The 17,232-nt window shown below is 67.5% G+C and carries 12 protein-coding genes; 10 read left to right on the top strand and 2 right to left on the bottom strand.

Annotated features, from left to right (window positions below; all coding sequences use genetic code 11):
• The first annotated feature begins 22 nt into the window (after positions 1–22).
• The 10 genes from Q0082_RS07205 to Q0082_RS07160 all read left to right on the top strand — a co-directional run bounded on the left by Q0082_RS07205 (position 23) and on the right by Q0082_RS07160 (position 12,919).
• Positions 23–1,549, top strand: coding sequence for an aldehyde dehydrogenase (NADP(+)) (locus Q0082_RS07205; RefSeq protein ID WP_298191222.1), 1,527 nt, complete (start codon positions 23–25; stop codon positions 1,547–1,549).
• A 13-nt stretch (positions 1,550–1,562) separates the two neighbouring features.
• Entirely contained in the window at positions 1,563–2,564 is a 1,002-nt protein-coding gene (gene araD1, locus Q0082_RS07200) for an AraD1 family protein (protein ID WP_298191221.1), read from the top strand.
• Between the two features lie 4 nt (positions 2,565–2,568).
• Positions 2,569–3,489, top strand: coding sequence for a Gfo/Idh/MocA family oxidoreductase (locus Q0082_RS07195; RefSeq protein ID WP_298191220.1), 921 nt, complete (start codon positions 2,569–2,571; stop codon positions 3,487–3,489).
• A 112-nt stretch (positions 3,490–3,601) separates the two neighbouring features.
• Entirely contained in the window at positions 3,602–4,705 is a 1,104-nt protein-coding gene (locus tag Q0082_RS07190; RefSeq protein ID WP_298191219.1) for a glycoside hydrolase family 43 protein, read from the top strand.
• A 9-nt stretch (positions 4,706–4,714) separates the two neighbouring features.
• A complete protein-coding gene (xylB, locus tag Q0082_RS07185) occupies positions 4,715–6,163 on the top strand; it encodes a xylulokinase (protein ID WP_298191218.1) in 1,449 nt (482 codons plus the stop codon).
• A 7-nt stretch (positions 6,164–6,170) separates the two neighbouring features.
• Positions 6,171–7,478, top strand: coding sequence for a xylose isomerase (gene xylA, locus Q0082_RS07180; RefSeq protein WP_298191217.1), 1,308 nt, complete (start codon positions 6,171–6,173; stop codon positions 7,476–7,478).
• A 93-nt stretch (positions 7,479–7,571) separates the two neighbouring features.
• Positions 7,572–8,243, top strand: coding sequence for an acetylxylan esterase (locus tag Q0082_RS07175; RefSeq protein ID WP_298191216.1), 672 nt, complete (start codon positions 7,572–7,574; stop codon positions 8,241–8,243).
• Between the two features lie 11 nt (positions 8,244–8,254).
• Positions 8,255–9,703 (top strand): family 43 glycosylhydrolase, encoded by a 1,449-nt coding sequence (locus tag Q0082_RS07170; RefSeq protein WP_298191215.1) that lies wholly within the window; start codon positions 8,255–8,257, stop codon positions 9,701–9,703.
• Between the two features lie 63 nt (positions 9,704–9,766).
• Positions 9,767–10,507, top strand: a complete 741-nt coding sequence (locus Q0082_RS07165) for a FadR/GntR family transcriptional regulator (RefSeq protein ID WP_298191214.1) — start codon at positions 9,767–9,769, stop codon at positions 10,505–10,507.
• A gap of 84 nt (positions 10,508–10,591) precedes the next feature.
• A complete protein-coding gene (locus Q0082_RS07160; RefSeq protein WP_298191213.1) occupies positions 10,592–12,919 on the top strand; it encodes a glycoside hydrolase family 95 protein in 2,328 nt (775 codons plus the stop codon).
• A gap of 3 nt (positions 12,920–12,922) precedes the next feature.
• Here the strand turns inward: Q0082_RS07160 and Q0082_RS07155 are convergent, their stop codons facing one another.
• The gene (locus tag Q0082_RS07155; protein WP_298191212.1) at positions 12,923–15,592 is read right to left on the bottom strand and encodes a glycoside hydrolase family 3 C-terminal domain-containing protein; all 2,670 of its coding nucleotides are present in this window, start codon (positions 15,590–15,592) and stop codon (positions 12,923–12,925) included.
• 20 nt (positions 15,593–15,612) lie between these two features.
• Entirely contained in the window at positions 15,613–17,175 is a 1,563-nt protein-coding gene (locus Q0082_RS07150; protein WP_298191211.1) for a tryptophan halogenase family protein, read from the bottom strand.
• Positions 17,176–17,232: the final 57 nt, after the last annotated feature.

Here is a 17,232-nt window from a genome sequence, read left to right as displayed (position 1 = left end):
TTTCCTGCATCTGGAGATAGCAATGCCCGAGTTTCGCGCGCTTTCGGCTGCCACCGGCGAGCCGGTCGGTCCGGCCTTCCCCGTCCATGGGCCTGCCGAAGTCGATGCCGCCTGCGCGGCTGCAGCCGAAGCCTTTGCTGCCTATCGCGCCACGGGCCGCGAGGAACGCGCGGCATTTCTGGAAACAATCGCAGAGGAAATTCTCGCCATCGGGGATTTGCTGATCGAGGCGGCGATGCGCGAGAGCGGCCTTCCGCGCGCGCGGCTGGAGGGTGAGCGCGGGCGCACTGTCGGCCAGCTCCGGATGTTTGCGGGCGTGGTGCGCGCGGGCGCGTGGCAGCAGCTGCGCATCGATCCGGCGCTCCCTGATCGCCAGCCCCTTCCCCGCCCGGACCTGCGCCTGAGGATGATTCCGGTCGGCCCGGTCGCGGTGTTCGGCGCCTCGAACTTCCCGCTCGCCTTCTCGACCGCCGGGGGCGATACCGCCTCGGCGCTGGCGGCGGGCTGCCCGGTCGTGGTCAAGGGCCACCCCGCGCATCCCGAAACCGGCGCGCTGGTGGCGGGTGCGATCGCGCGGGCGGTTGCCGCCTGTGGCTTGCCGGAAGGCGTGTTCCGGCATCTGACCGGTCCCTCCAACGAACTCGGCGCGGCGCTGGTGCAGGACCCGCGTATCGCCGCCGTCGGCTTTACCGGATCGCGCGCCGGAGGCCTCGCGCTCGTGCGGCTGGCGCAGGCGCGCAGCGTTCCGATCCCGGTCTATGCCGAAATGTCGAGCATCAACCCGGTGCTGCTGCTGCCCGAGGCGCTCAAGGCGCGCGGGGCGGCGCTGGGGGCCGCATTTGCCGGATCGCTGACGATGGGCGCGGGGCAGTTCTGCACCAATCCGGGCCTGGTGCTGGCCATCGCAGGCGAGGGACTGGACGCGTTCATGACCGCTGCCGCCGAAGCGATCAGCGCAGCCGCCGCGCAGACCATGCTAACGAACGGCATCTGCAAGGCCTATGCGGGCGGCGTCGCCACGCTGGCGGGTCTGCCGGGGGTCGAGCGCGTGGCCTCGGGCCTCACGGGTGAAGCGGGACAAGGCCAGGCGGCGCTGTTCCGCACCAGCGCACAGGCATTCCTCGCCGAAGCAGCGATGGGGCACGAAGTGTTCGGCGCCTCCTCGCTCGTCGTGGTCTGCAATGACGAAGCGGAGCTGGCCGCGGTGATCGGCGCGCTCGAAGGCCAGCTGACGGCCACGCTGCAGATGGACTCCTCCGACGAGGCGCTCGCCGCGCGGCTGCTCCCGCTGCTCGAAATGAAGGCCGGGCGCATCCTCGCCAACGGTTGGCCGACAGGCGTCGAGGTGTGCCACGCGATGGTGCACGGCGGCCCCTTCCCCGCCACCTCCGATCCGCGCACGACGTCGGTCGGCAGCCTCGCCATCGACCGCTTTCTGCGGCCCGTCAGCTACCAGAACATCAGCGCAGGATTGCTGCCGCCCGAACTGCGCGACGAGGCGCGCGGTGATGGCGCACCGCGCCTGATCGACGGCACGCTCACGCTCTGAAGGATTGCATACGATGGCCACTCGTCTTCTCCAGCACCGCGCCGAGGACGGCACCCGGTCGGTCGTTCTTGCCGAGGGTTCGGCGGCGCATATCCTCCCCGGTGTCGCCTCGGTGCGCGAACTCGCGCTGCGCGCCATCGCGGCGGGCACCAGCCTCGCCGCAGCGGCGCAGGCCTGCGGCACCGGCGAGGCAGTCGATCTGGCGGCGGAGTTTGCCGCCGGGCGCTTCCTCGCGCCGATCGACCACGAAGACCCGGCGCATTTGGTGCTCAGCGGCACCGGCCTCACCCATCTCGGCTCGGCCGAAGGGCGCGACAAGATGCACCGCGAGGCGGCCGCGGCCGCGCATCAGACCGATTCGATGCGCATGTTCCTTGAAGGGCTGGCGGGCGGAAAGCCTGCCGATGGCGGCGTCGGCCAGCAGCCCGAATGGTTCTACAAGGGCGATGGCGGCCAGCTGGTCGGGCCTGACGCAGCGCTGGACATGCCCCCCTTCGCGCAGGACGGCGGCGAGGAGCCGGAGCTGGCGGGCATCTATCTGATCGGCCCGGACGGCACCCCCTTCCGCCTCGGCTTCGCGCTCGCCAACGAGTTTTCCGACCACGTCACCGAGCGGCACAACTACCTGTGGCTCGCCCATTCCAAGCTGCGCCGCGCCGCACTTGGCCCGGAATTGCTGATCGGCGATGCGCCCGCCGATATTCACGGCACCAGCCGGATCGTGCGCGGCGGCGAGGTGATCTGGGAAAAGCCCTTCCTCACCGGCGAGGCGAACATGAGCCACAGCCTCGCCAACCTGGAGCACCATCACTTCAAGTATGGCCTGTTCCGCCGACCCGGGCAGGTCCACGTGCACTTCTTCGGCACCGCCACACTCTCCTACAGCGACGGGGTGCGCACCGAACCGGGCGATTTGTTCGAGATCGCCGCCGCGCCGTTCGCGCTTCCCTGCCGCAATCCGCTGACCCGAGAGGCGGGTGATCCGGCAGTGGTCCAGGGCGTCACGGTGCTCTGAGGCCATGGTACGCATTGCCGTTGTCGGGCTGGGGAAGATCGCGCGGGACCAGCACCTGCCGGCGATTGCCGGCAGCGCCGCGTTCGAGCTGGCCGCAACGGTCGATCCGGCCGGCGACGGGGTGGTCGGCGCGGCGCATTTCGCCAGTATCGAGGCCTTGCTGGAAAGCGGCCTCGCCTTCGATGCCGCCGCGCTCTGCACACCGCCGCAAGTCCGCCGCAATCTCGCGGAGGCGCTGCTGGCGCGCGGCGTGCATGTTCTGCTGGAAAAGCCGCCGGGTGTTACGCTGGGCGAAGTGGCCGTGCTGGAACGCGCGGCCGAGGCAGCAGGCGCGAGCCTGTTTGCCGCGTGGCATTCGCGTTTTGCACACGGCGTGGCGGCCGCGCGCGATTGGCTTGCAGGGCGGCAGATCACCGCCGTCCGCGTGGTCTGGCGCGAGGACGTGCGCGTCTGGCATCCTGGGCAGCGCTGGATCTGGCAGCCGGGCGGGCTTGGCGTGTTCGATCCGGGGATCAACGCGCTCTCGATCCTCACCCATATCCTGCCGCAACCGGTCTATCTGACAGAGGCGATACTGGACGTGCCGGCCAATTGCGCGGCGCCCATTGCGGCCGATCTGCGTCTGCGCACGGCGGGCGGCGCGCCGGTCCACATGGACCTCGATTTCCTGCAGACCGGGCCGCAAAGCTGGGACATCGTGGTGGAGACCGATGGCGGGCCGCTCTCGCTGGCGAAAGGCGGCGCGGAACTGACTCTCCCCGATGGCGCGCTGCGCGGCAAAGACCGCGAATATGCCCTGCTGTATGCGCATTTCGCCGGCCTGATCGCGGCGCGGCAGAGCGACGTCGATATGGGTCCGCTGCGTATTGTCGCCGATGCCTTCCTCTGCGGGCGGCACGTGGTGGTCGAACCGTTCATCGAGTGAAGCGGGGTGCCGGATCACGCTTGCCGAGCGCAATAGTTAGCGCTATCAATATCAGGTAATCAGGCGGCACACCGAAAGGACAAGTGCCCGGTGCAAGAAGGGAAGTGGGATAATGAAGGCAAGACTCACCATGGCCGCGCTTTGCCTTTCCGGCGCTCTGGCCGCAGCCGCCTGTACGCAGGCCGCCGCCCCTGCCCCCGGCAACGCAACGGGCGCCACCTTCCGTGATCAGCCGCTGACGAGCGAGATCTACACAGCCGACCCTTCGGCGCATGTCTTCGGCGGCAAGATCTACGTCTATCCCTCGCACGATATCGAGACACCGACGCCCGACGATGACCTCGGCAACCAGTATGCCATGCGCGATTACCGCGTGCTCGCTCTGGACAGCATCGGCGGCAAGGTGACGGTCGGCCCGGTCTCGCTCGATGTGAAGGATGTGCCCTGGGCCTCGCAGCAGATGTGGGCGCCCGATGCCGCCTTCAAGGACGGCACCTACTACCTCTATTTCCCCGCGCGCGACAAATCGAAGGACAAGAACGGCCTCGGCGCGTTCCGCATCGGCGTCGCCACCTCGAAGAACCCGATGGGGCCGTTCGTGGCAGAGAAGGAACCGATTGCCGGTGCCTATTCGATGGACCCGGCGGTTTTCATCGACGCGGATGGCAGCGCGTACCTGTACTTTGGCGGCATCTGGGGTGGCCAGTTGCAGCGCTGGGTGAGCGGCAAGTACGATCCCAACGGTTCGGACACCGATCTGCTGCAGGACGACAAGCCGGCACTTTCCGGCAAGGTCGCCAAACTGGGCGCCGACATGAAGACCCTCGCCGAAGCCCCGCGGGATGCCGTAATTCTCGACGAGAAAGGCAAGCCCGTGCTCGGCGGCGATCACGAGCGGCGGTTCTTCGAAGCCTCGTGGATGTTCAAGAAGGACGGCAAGTATTACTACACCTACTCGACCGGCGACACGCACTTCCTGAACTACGCCATCGGCACCTCGCCCTATGGCCCGTTCACCTACACCGGCCATATCCTGAAGCCGGTGCAAGGCTGGACGACGCACCATTCGGTGATCGAGCAGGGCGGCAAGTGGTGGCTGTTCTACGCCGATACCCAGCTTTCGGGGAAGAACCACCTCCGCAACGCCAAGGTGACCGAGCTTACCTTCAACCCCGACGGCACGATCCAGACGATCGATCCGCTGAAAGCGAAGTAGGCTCAGCCCATGTACCTTGGCATCGATGTCGGCACGAGCTGCGTCAAGGCGGTGGTGACGGCCGAGAGCGGCGAAGTCCTCGCGCAGTCGAGCGCGGACCTCACCGTCTCGCGCCCGCATCCGCTGTGGTCAGAGCAGGCCCCGGCGGACTGGATCGCAGCGACGCACAAGGCCGTGCTGGGCCTCGATGCCGCGCTGCGCGCAGGCGTGCGCGGCATCGGGCTTGCCGGGCAGATGCATGGTGCGACCTTGCTCGGATCGGACGACAAGCCGCTGCGCCCGGCGATCCTGTGGAATGACGGCCGCAGCTTTGCCGAGTGCGCGGCGCTGGAGGCCGCCGAGCCGCGTAGCCGGACAATCACCGGCAACATCGCGATGCCCGGCTTCACGGCGCCTAAACTGGCATGGGTGCGCGCGCATGAGCCCGACGTCTTCGCCGCGACACGCACGGTGCTGCTGCCCAAGGATTACGTTCGTCTCGCCCTCACCGGCGAGAAGGCGAGCGACATGTCGGACGCGGCGGGCACGCTGTGGCTCGATGTGGCGGCGCGGGCCTGGTCTGCCGAGATGCTGGCAGCGACGGGTCTGGATGAGACGCACATGCCCCGCCTCCACGAAGGGCCGGAGGTCACCGGCATGCTGCGCGAGGATGTGGCGCGCGGCTGGGGTATGGGGCGAGTGCCGGTGGTGGCTGGCGCGGGAGACAATGCCGCCGGCGCACTGGGCGTCGGCGTGCTCGGCGAAGGCCAGGGCATGCTCTCGCTTGGCACCTCAGGCGTGATCTTTGTCGCGAACGCTGCTTTCCGGCCCAATCCGGCGCAGGCGGTCCACGCCTTCTGCCATGCCCTGCCCGGGGTTTGGCACCAGATGAGCGTCCACCTCTCGGCCGCCTCGTGCATCGATTGGGCGGCGCGCGCCTGCAACGTGCCGGGGCCGGCAGAGTTCTTTGCGCTGGCCGAGCAGGCCGGCGCCGCCTGCGGCCCGGAGCTGTTCCTCCCCTACTTGTCGGGTGAACGCACCCCGCACAACGATCCGCACATCCGTGCGGCGTTCCTCGCCCTTGGCAACGAGAGCACCACGCCACGCATGGCTGCCGCCGTGCTCGAAGGGGTCGCCTTCGCCCATGCCGACGGGATCGACGCGCTGCGCAGTGCGGGTACGGCGATCGAGGAGCTTTGCGTCATCGGCGGCGGCTCGCGCTCGGCACATTGGGGCCGCATCCTCGCGAGCGTGCTCGGCGTGCGGCTGGTCTACCTTCACGGCGGCGAAGTCGGCCCCGCGCTTGGCGGCGCGCGGCTGGCGCAGATGGCGGTGACCGGCGCGAGCGCTGCCGACATCTGCACCCGCCCCCCCGTTCGCGCCGTAATCGATCCCGATCCCGATCTCGCCGCCCGTCTCGCGCCAAAGCGCGACCGCTTCCGCGCTGCCTATCAGGCGCTCCGCGCCATCCAGGAGTAACTCCGCCATGTCTGCTGCCTACTTCGATGCCTTTCCCACTATTCGCTATGAAGGCCCTGATTCTAAAAGTGATCTTGCATACCGTTGGTACGACAAGGACCGCGTGGTCTTCGGCAAGCGCATGGAGGATTACCTCCGCTTTGCCGTGTGCATGTGGCACACCTTCTGCTGGCCGGGCAGCGACGTGTTCGGCGCGGGCACCTTCGACCGCCCCTGGCTGAACGGCCCGCAGGACGAGGCCGCCGCCCGTGCCAAGCGTGAGGCCGCACTCGCGTTCGTCGAGAAGCTCGACCTGCCCTTCTACTGCTTCCACGATGTGGACGTGATGGCCCCCGCCGAAAGCATCGGCGAGTTCCGCGCCAGCTTTGCCCGCGCGGTGGATCATCTGGAAGAACTGCAGGCCGCGCACGGCCGCAAGCTGCTGTGGGGCACGGCGAACCTCTTCGGCCATCCGCGCTATCTGGCAGGCGCAGCCACCAGCCCGCGTCCCGAAGTCTATGCCTGGGGCGCGAGCCAGGTTCGCGATGCGCTGGAAGCGACGCACCGGCTGGGCGGCGCAAACTATGTTTTGTGGGGCGGCCGTGAGGGTTACGACACGATTCTCAACACTGATCTGAAGACCGAGCAGAATAACTTCGGTCGCTTCCTCAGCCTCTTGGTCGAGCACAAGCACAAGATCGGCTTTACCGGCACGATCCTGATCGAGCCAAAGCCGCATGAGCCGACCAAGCACCAGTATGACTTCGACACGCAGACGGTCTACGGCTTCCTCAAGCGCTATGGGCTGGAAGACGAAGTCCGCGTCAATATCGAGGCGAACCACGCCACGCTTTCGGGCCACACCTTCGAGCACGAGATCGCGATGGCCGGCGCGCTCGGCATTTTCGGCTCGATCGACGCCAACCGCGGCGATCCGCAGAACGGCTGGGATACCGACCAGTTCCCCAATTCGGTCGAGGAACTGACACTCGCCTGCATCGAGATCGAGCGCGCGGGCGGGTTCACCACCGGCGGGTTCAACTTCGATGCCAAGGTCCGCCGCCAATCGGTTGATGCCGAAGACTTGTTCCACGGCCACATCGGCGGCGTGGACGTAATCGCGAAGGCGCTGCTGCGCGCCGAGGCGGTGATCGCGGACGGCCAGCTCGATGCCTTCCGCGCCGAGCGCTATGCCGGCTGGCAGGGCGAGCTGGGCCAGACGATCAAGAGCGCCAGCCTTGCCGAGATAGCCGACCTTGCCGTGGCGCGCGATCTCTCCCCCAAGCCGGTCTCGGGCCGGCAGGAATGGCTGGAGAACCTGCTCAATCGGTTCTGACGATTTCGGCTGCGGCCGGACCTGCCGCCCGCACCGGCTTTGCCTCGTGCGGTGCGGGCGGCTTGAACGGCACGAACAACAAGGGATGCCACGATGCGGAAACTGCCCGCGCTGATCGCCGCCGCCGCCCTGCTTGGCGCAGCCTCCCCGCCCGCTGCAAGTCCGGCGCTCGCGCCTTGGTTTGCACCCGCTGCGGGCGCCAGCGCCGCACCTGACGAGGACGGATTCATCCGGCGCTGGCTCTTGCTCGAGCCGATTGCCAAGCCCAACCGGACCAACCAGCTCTTCACCAGCGCCTATGTGCGGGAGGCCTTTGCAGCGGACCGACCGGCGGCGCTGGAGCAAGCGCGCGCGGGGCAGATGATCCGCCACAAGGGCACGCCGCTCCGCTGGCATGCGCTCGATTCCGCGCTCTGGGACGTGAAGCTGTTCGGCTTCGCGCAAGGCACCGGCAAGCCGACCTATGGCGTGATCTTCTGGGCAGTGACGGTCATCGATGCTCCGCGCGACATGCCCGAGGCGCATCTCGCGGTGGGCTCCAATTCCGCTTCGCAGTGGTGGCTGAACGGGCAGGAGACAGCGGCGCTGTTCGGCGACCGGCGCATGGTGATGGATGACGTGATCTCGCCCGCGGTGGGCCTCAGGAAAGGCCGCAACGTGCTGGTCGGCGCTGTGATCAATGGCCCCGGCCTCAGCGATTTCTGCGTCCGCTTTGTTGGCGCCAAGGGTCAGCCGATCCGCGATCTTTTGGTGCGCGTGCCATGAGGGACTTGCCGATGAAGCGCCGCCTGCTTGCCGCTGCCGCGCTTGCGCTGATGCCCGCTGCGCTGCTGGCCGAGAGCAATCCCGTCGCCCAGCTGGAGGGCGAACCCTATATCCACGATCCCTCGACCATCGTGGAATCGGACGGCAAGTTCTACACCTTCGGCACCTTCGGCGGCGGACTGGTTTCGTCTGACGGCTGGACCTGGAACAGCGGCCCGGTGCGCCCCGGCGGCGGCGTCGCGCCCGATGTGATCAAGCTGGGCGACCGCTACTATTTAGCCTGGGCCGTAGGTGGCGGCGGGATGAACGGCGGGCACAAGAGCGACATCAAGATCATGTGGACGAAGTCGCTTGATCCGGCCTCGAAGGACTTCGGCTTCCACGAAGTCGGCACGGTCGCTTCGAGCGATGGCGTGGAACTGCACGATGCGATCGACCCGGCGTTCCTGCTAGCCGAAGGGCGGCTCTGGCTGAGCTATGGCACCTATTTCGGGTCGATCCGCATGATCGAGCTCGATCCCAAGACCGCCGAGCGGCTGCCGGGGAACCAGCCCGTCGATGTGGCGATCGACATGGAAGCGACCGCTCTGATGTACCGCGACGGTTGGTACTACCTGCTCGGCACACATGGCACCTGCTGCGACGGGCCCAATTCGAGTTACAACATCCGTGTCGGCCGTTCGCGCAGTCCGCTCGGGCCGTATGTCGACAACTTTGGCGTGCCGCTGCTCAAGGGCGGCGGCAAGCTGGTATGGGGCTCCAACGGGCGCGGCATGGGTGCGGGGCATTTCGGGCTCGTCGATCTGGGCGACGGGGTGGAGAAGTTCTCGTTCCACTACGAGGCAGACATGGACCGCTCAGGCCGCAGCGTGCTCGCGATCCTGCCGCTCACCTGGAAGAATGGCTGGCCGGTGGGACAAGAGAACCTGCGCCCGGGCACCTACGAGATCCAGTCCGAGCGCGGCGGGGCCTTGCAGCTGGCGGTGGACGAAGTGCGGCTTCCCTTCAAATGGACTGGCTTCGGCGCCCCCAAAGAGCCGCTGGCGCCGGTGCCGGACCAGACGCTCGAGCAGAACCGCACGACCTGGCCGACGGGACCGATCCCGGTCGACATGGGCGACTACATGGTGCGGCCGAACCAGCACTGGACAGTGGAGCCGGTGCCGGGCGCCGGCGGCTGGTTCGGTGCGCCCTATGTGCGCATCGTGATTGCCGGAACGAGCCGCGCTCTGGCGGCAACGCCATCCGGCGATGTGGTGGCTGTCCCCACGTTCACCGGTGCGCCCGAACAGCTATGGCGGCTAGACCAGCTGCCCGATGGCCTGTGGCGGATCGTGCCGCGCAGCACGCCCGATCCATTCCACCCGCTGGCGCTCGCGGCGGTCGGCGCCAGCACGCCGAGACTTGTCCGATTTGATCCGGCCTCGGATGCCGGCAAATGGAGCTTCCGCCGCCCGTGAGTGCGAGGCGCTGGACTTTGGTGAAATTGCGCCCAAATAGGGAAAGGGGGCAAGGAGCACAGGGTGTCGCGAAGCAAGGAACAAGGTGGAGACGGAATCGACCGGTCTGACAAATCGCTGCGTCTGCACGGCAGCATCGCACGCGATCTCGGCATTGCCATCGTCACCGGCAAGTACCCGCCCGGCCATGTGCTGAGCAGCGAGCTCGATTTCGCCGAGCGCAACCAGATCTCGCGCACCGCCTACCGCGAGGCGATCCGCATCCTCGCCGCCAAGGGGCTGGTCGAAAGCCGGCCCAAGGCGGGCACCCGCATCACGGATCCCGCGCGCTGGCATATCCTCGATCCCGATGTGCTCGCCTGGACGTTCGAGGGCGAGCCAAGCGTGACGGCGATCCACGACCTGTTCGAGCTGCGCCTGATCATCGAGCCGGCGGCGGCTGAAATCGCAGCAAAGCGGCGCAATGGCGCTCAGCTGGCGCAGATGGGCCACGCGCTGGAAGAGATGGCGAAGCACACGCTGGCCTCCCCGCTGGGGCAGGCCGCGGACCAGGCGTTCCACACCACGCTGCTGAAGGCGACAGGCAATGCCGCGCTCATCGCGCTGGCCAGCACGATCTCGGCCGCCGTGCGCTGGACGACGATCTACAAGCAGCGCAAACGCAAGCTGCCGCGCGATCCGCTGCCCGATCACCGCGTTCTGTTCGATGCCGTGGCCAATGGCGATGGCCCTGCCGCGCGCACGGCGATGCACACGCTGATCGAACTGGCGCTGGCCGATATCGACTTGCCCGAGCGGCAGTGAAACCCGCCAGTCAGCCTGGACTTTCAGTCAATTAATCGTACTTATTCTGCAAGGGCGCGCGGCGCGGACTTGCGGAGTTGAAGGATGGCAGTTTCGCGGCGACAGGTGCTTGGCGCAGGCGCAGCGCTGGTCGGCAGCCCGGCACGCGGCACTGCCCCTGCCACCAGCAGTGCGGACCGCCTATGGTACACGCGCCCTGCTGCGATCTGGACCGAAGCGCTGCCAGTGGGCAACGGGCGGCTGGGGGCAATGGTATTCGGCGGGACCGCGCACGAGCGCATCCAGCTCAACGAGGACACGCTGTGGAGCGGTGGTCCCTATGATCCGCTGAACCCTGCGGCTGGCCCGCAGGCAGTGGCCGATGTGCGCCGCCTCATTGCCGAGCGACGCTTTGCCGAGGCGGAGGCCATGGCGAACGAGCACCTGCTGGCGCGGCCGTCGCACCAGATGGCCTACCAGACCTTTGGCGACCTGCTGATCGACATGGACGGGGCAGAGGCGCGAACTGGCTACCGGCGCGAGCTTGATCTTGACCGGGCAATCGCCCTCACCCGCTTGGCCGTGCCGCAAGGAACCGTGACCCGCGAAGTGCTGGCAAGCTTTCCCGATCAGGTGATTGCGGTGCGGCTGACGGCGAGCAAGGGCGCAGCGCTGAATCTCGCAGTGCGTTTCGAGACACCACATGAAGCCACGATCAGCACCGCGGCCGGTGCGATCCGGGCCAAGGGGCGCAATCGCGGATCGGAAAGTGTGCCCGGCGCGCTCCGGCTAGCGGCGCAGATTGCCGTGTTGCCGGAAGGCGGGCGCATGCGAGCGGACGGCGCAAGGCTGGTGGTGGAAGGCGCTCGGGCGGCAACGGTGCTGGTTGCGCTGGCGACAAGCTATCGCGGGCCGGGCGACGTCTCGGGCGATCCCGTGGCCGAAGTTGCCGCACGGATCGCCGCTGCGCGCGGCAAGACGTGGTCTGCCCTGCGGCGCGCGCATCTGGCCGAGCACCGGCGGCTCTATCGACGCGCGGCGCTGGATCTCGGCCCAGGCAGTCCGCTGCCGACCAATGCGCGCATTGCCGCCAATGTCGCGTCAGACGAGCCGGCACTGGCGGCCCTCTATTTCGCCTATGCCCGCTATCTGATGATCTCTTCCTCGCGGCCCGGCACGCGGCCCGGCACGCAGCCGGCGAACCTGCAGGGCATCTGGTGCGAGAGCACAGATCCGCCGTGGGGGTCCAAGTACACGATCAACATTAATACCGAGATGAACTACTGGATCGCCGATCCGGCGAATCTTGGCGAATGCACCGAGCCGCTGTTGCGGATGGTGCGCGAACTGGCGGTGAGCGGAGCGAAGACAGCGCGCGGAATTTATGGCGCGCGCGGCTGGGTGGCACATCACAACACCGATCTCTGGCGCGCGTCGGGTCCGATCGACGGCGCGGCGTGGGGGATGTGGCCGCTGGGCGGGGCATGGCTGTGCAACGCAATGTGGGACCGATGGGATCATGGCCGCGACCGTGCATGGCTCGCGGCGATCTATCCGCTGATGCGCGGGGCGGCGGAGTTCTTCCTCGATACCTTGCAGAACGTGCCCGAGGGGCTCGTGACTTCCCCATCGATCTCGCCCGAGAACCGGCATCCCTTTGGCGCTTCGGTCTGCGCAGGGCCGGCGATGGACCGGCAGATCCTGCGCGATCTCTTTGCGCACACGGCAGAGGCCGCCGATGTGCTGGGGCGTGATGCCACGTTTGCGGATGAGCTGCGGACGGTGCGCAGCAGGCTCGCGCCCGACCGCGTGGGCAAGGCGGGGCAACTGCAGGAATGGCTGGAGGACTGGGACGAGGCCGCGCCCGAGCAGGACCACCGCCACGTCTCGCACCTCTATGCGCTATACCCCGGCCAGCAGATCGATCCGGACCGGACGCCCGAACTGGCCGCCGCAGCAAAGGTCTCGCTCAATCGGCGCGGCGATCAATCGACCGGCTGGGCGACGGCATGGCGCATCGCGCTCTGGGCGCGGCTGCGCGATGGGGAGCGCGCGCATTCGATCCTGCGCGGCTTGCTGGCGCCGGCCCGGACCTACCCCAACATGTTCGATGCGCATCCGCCGTTCCAGATCGACGGGAACTTCGGCGGAGCGGCGGCAATGGCCGGGATGCTGCTGCAAAGCGCGCGCGGGCAGCTGCATCTGCTGCCCGCCCTGCCCCGCGCCTGGCCGCAAGGGCGCGTGCGCGGGCTGGTCGCGCGCGGGGGTGTGGTCGTTGATCTTGCCTGGGCCGGCAGCGAGCTCACCGAAGTCGTCCTGCGCGCGATGAGCACGCACGAATGCACCGTCTGGCTGGGCGCGGTGCGCCGTCCGCTGGTGCTCAAGGCCGGGCAGAGCGTACGGCTGGTGGGGCCGCAGCTTCTGCCCGGCTGAGGCTTATTTCGGCAGATCGACCACGCGGTCCACCCTGAACGTGGCCTCGCTGCCCGGCAGCCCGCTGTCCGGCTGGCCACCGCCGAGGAACAGGCGGTAGCTGCCCGCAAAGACCTGCCGAGTGCCATCGGGACGCACGGCGGAAATATCGCGCGGGGATAGCTCCAGCGTGACCGTCTTGCGCTCGCCGGGCTGAAGCGCAACGCGGGTCAGGCCGCGCAGCGCAATACGCGGAGCGCCGGGCTGATCGGGGAAGCTCAGATAGGCCTGCACCACTTCCTCGCCCGCGCGGCTGCCGGTGTTGGTCACTTCGCCCATCACCCGGATGCCATTCGCGGTGTTTCCGCCGAGGCCTTCGACCGTGGCCGCGGCATAGCCGAAGCTGGTGTAGCTGAGGCCGTAGCCGAAACCGTAGACGGGGGTGCCGGTGAAGTAGCGATAGGTGCGGCCGGCCATGCTGTAGTCATGGAACGGCGGCAGTTCAGCGGTGTCCTTGTAGAAGGTCAGCGGCAGGCGGCCCGAGGGGTTGGCCTTGCCGGAAAGCACGTTGCCTATGGCAAGCCCGCCCGCCTGCCCCGGATACCACGCCTCGACCAGCGCATCGGCATTGGCCTTGGCCCATGAGAGATTGAGCGGGCTGCCGTTCATGGTGACGACGACCAGCGGCTTGCCCAAGGTGCGCGCGCGGATGAGGAGTTCGCGCTGGTCCATCGGCAGTTCGAGGCTGGTGCGGTCGCCGCCATCGAAGCCTTCGATCTTGAGCGGCATTTCCTCGCCTTCGAGATCGGCGGTAAGGCCGACGACGGCAACCAGCACATCGGCATCGGCCGCCGCGCGCGCGAGATCGCCCCAGGGATCGTGAGTGATGCGCTTCCAGAACAGCCCCGGTCCAGCCGCGCCGCCGCCTTCGATATCGAAGTGCAGCGGATAGCGTTCACCCTTGGTCAGCGTGACCTCGACGTACTTGGGCGCCTCGCCCCAGAGCGAATAGTGATCGGAGATGATTGTCGGCTTGCCGCCGATGTCGATCGCGCCTTTCACGCCGGTGACGCCCATCTTGTAGAGACCGCTTGTCGGCGCGACGAAGAAGCCGTCCCACACCACCTTGTGCGCGTCACTCACCTCTTTCAGCTGCATCGCGCTGCTGCCAAGCGTGGTTTCGATGCGCGTGACGACGGGCTTGGCGGCGTAGGTCCGCTCACCGCGTGGCTTCGCAGCATCCAGCGCGTTGTAATAGGCCGCGCGCAGACCCGGCTTGCCGTCAGGCGTGAGGAAATTGCCCTCGGTCACCAGATCGCCATCGGTGATCGAGGGCGCGAAGGGCACCAGCGTGACCTTGGCGCCCGGCATCGCGCGGCGCAGGCCATCGACCACCGAAATCGGCGGGGCGGAATTGGGCGAGGAATAGTTGCCGCGCAGCACCCGCGTCGCATCGCCGAGCGGGCCGATCACCGCGACGCGGACATCGGACCTCAGCGGAAGGATGCCACTGTTCTTGAGGAGGACGAGGCTCTTCTCGGCGCTCTTCAGCGAAAGGTCCCAGCCGCTCTGCGCGCCCACTGCGCTGACGGGCGTCGCATTGGGCTGGCGCGCGCGCATCCCGGCCAGATCGCCATTGCGGTAGCGCGCGGAAAACAGGCGCACGAGCACGCGGTCCAGATCGCTGGTCGCCATGTAGCCGCCCTTGAGCGCCGCCTTGTAGCGATCCGCCAGCCCCTTCGCCTCGCCGATGGTGCCGGTGTTGCATTCGTTGTCCATGCCCATGCGCAGGCTGACCGCGACGCCCGAGGCCGCATCGGGCGCGAACTTGTGGCGATCGTAGATATCGACGACCGCGTCGCAGTCCGAGACGACATAGCCCTTGAAGCCCCACGCACCGCGCAGCCGGTCCTTGAGCAGGAGATTGCTGGCACAGGCCGGCTCGCCGTTGAGGCGGTTGTAGGCGCACATGATCGAGCCCGCCTTGCCCTCGACAATCGCGGCGCGGAAGGCGGGCAGATAGGTGTCCTCCAGATCATGCGGCAAGACCATGATGTTGTCGGTGTGGCGCGAAGGTTCCGGGCCGGAATGCACCGCGAAGTGCTTCGGGCTGGCGATGATGTCGGGCAGGTCCGGGTTCGGACCCTGTATGCCGGTCACATAGGCGACACCCAGCCGCGCGGTGAGGAAAGGGTCCTCGCCATACGTTTCCTGCCCCCGCCCCCAGCGCGGATCGCGGAAGATATTGATATTGGGCGCCCAGGTATCGAGCCCGGTGCCGATCTTGCCAAGGTGCCCGGTCTGGCGCGCAAGAGTGTGTAAGCCCTGCAGTTCGGTGCTGATCACCCGCGCAACATCATGGACCAGCGCCGGATCGAACGTGGCGGCAAGCCCGATCGACTGCGGAAAATTGGTTGTCGGCACCGCACCGCCCGCGCCGTGCAGGCTTTCGGTCCACCAGTTGTAGGCGAGCACGCCAAGCCGCGGGATGGCAGGCGCGACGTTGAGAAGCTGCTCGACCTTTTCATCGGTCGTCATCTTCGCAACCAGCGTCGAGGCCAGCTGTTCGGCTTCTGCCACGGCCTCAGGCGAGCCTTGCGCAGCGGCAGGGGTCGCAAAGGCGAGGACGCCAAGCGCCGCGGATGCAAGAAGGCGCCCGCACAGACGCTGCGGGGACAGGGAACGCTGGTTCACGCGGGGGGAATCCTTCCGGTTCAGACGGGCTGGAGCCCGTAGGCCTTGATGCGGTTGATGAGATCGCGGTGACGCGGCAGCCCCGCCAGCATCCGTTCGGTGCGCTCGGCATTCTCGCGCCGGGCGCGGCGGGCAGCGGCGACTTCTGGTTCGAGCGCACGCTGCGAGACTTCGGAGCGGAAGCCCATGCCATAGAGCACATACTGGTAGGAGGCGGAGGGGAACACCTCGTCCACCCGGTCAAACTCCTCGTGCAAATAGGGCGGCTGGTAGCGCCACAGCGCGAGCAGTTCCTGCAAGCGTTCGGGGATGCTCCCCGGGTCCATGTTGTCGCGCCAGAAGGCGGTGTCGCGGCGCTGGCTCAGCACATAGTGGAGCTTGAGGAAATCGATGATCCGGCCCCAGCGGTAGAGCGTCTTCTCGTTGTAGCGCCGCGCCACGATGTCCATCACCTCGCGCGCGGGCGGCATCTGCTCGGCGATCATTTTCGCGGAAAGCTCGATCAGCACGATGGCCGAGGCTTCAAGCGGTTCGAGGAAGCCGGCGGCAAGGCCCACGGCGACGCAGTTGTTCTTCCAGAACAGTTCGCGGTGGCCCGACCGGATGTCGATCTTGCGCACGGCAAGGCTATCGGCCGCAGGGCCGATATAGGCGCGCAGTTCCGCTTCTGCCTGATCGCGGCTGATGTAGCGGCTCGAATAGACATGGCCGACGCCGCGCCGGGTGGGGAGGCCAATGTCCCAGATCCAGCCGGCCGACTGCGCGGTCGAGATGGTATGCGTCGCAATCGGCGCCTCGGGATCGGGATAGGGCACCTGCACCGCCAGCGCGGTATCGCAGAACAGGACGTCGTTGCAGTCCGTGAAGGGCACGCCCAGCGTCTCACCCAGCAGCAGGCTGCGCATGCCGGTGCAATCGACGAAGAGGTCGCCTGCTATTTCGCCTGCCTGCTCGGTCTCGATCGCGCGGATATCGCCGCGCTCGTCCTGGATCACCCGGCGCATGTCCGCCAGCACGTGGCGCACGCCGAGCTTCTCGGTGCAGTGGCGCTGCATGAAGGGCGCGAACTTGCCGGCGTCGAGGTGGTAGGCATAGTTCGCCTGCCCCTCGAACTCGGCGTTCGTCATTGCCTTGGGGGCGAGGCCCGCATCGCACAGGCGGCCTTGCGGGCAGACCGCATCGCAGAAGGTATCGCCGTTGGTGCCCGCCTCGGCCATCGTCCCCGCCAGCCAGTGCGGCGCAAGATTGAGTTCGCCGAAGCGCTGCGGGAGGACGAGCGGGTGGTAATAGGCGTCGTCAGCGGCGCCGGTCGTCCACTTGGCGAAAAGCGCGCCCTGCTTGAAGGCGGCATCGCATTCGCGGAAGAAATCGGTTTCGGAAATGCCCACGCTTTTCAGCGTCGAGCGCAAGGTCGGCCAGGTGCCCTCGCCTACCCCGATGATCGGGACATTGGGGCTTTCGACCAGCGTGACCGAAAAATCGTGCCCGATCCGGGCCTTGTGCCTTGCAGCGATGATGGCAGCGGTAAGCCAGCCGGCAGTTCCGCCACCGACAATCACGACATCACGGATCGCACGGTTCATCGGGTATCCTGAAACAAGTGGGTGGCGGTGCCGCCGCGAGGGACGACACCGCCGGTA

The organism is Novosphingobium sp., from assembly GCF_027489515.1.
Classification (GTDB): Bacteria; Pseudomonadota; Alphaproteobacteria; order Sphingomonadales; family Sphingomonadaceae; genus Novosphingobium.
The sequence above is the reverse complement of the archived record's forward strand: the minus strand, read 5'-3'. Positions and strand labels throughout refer to the sequence as shown.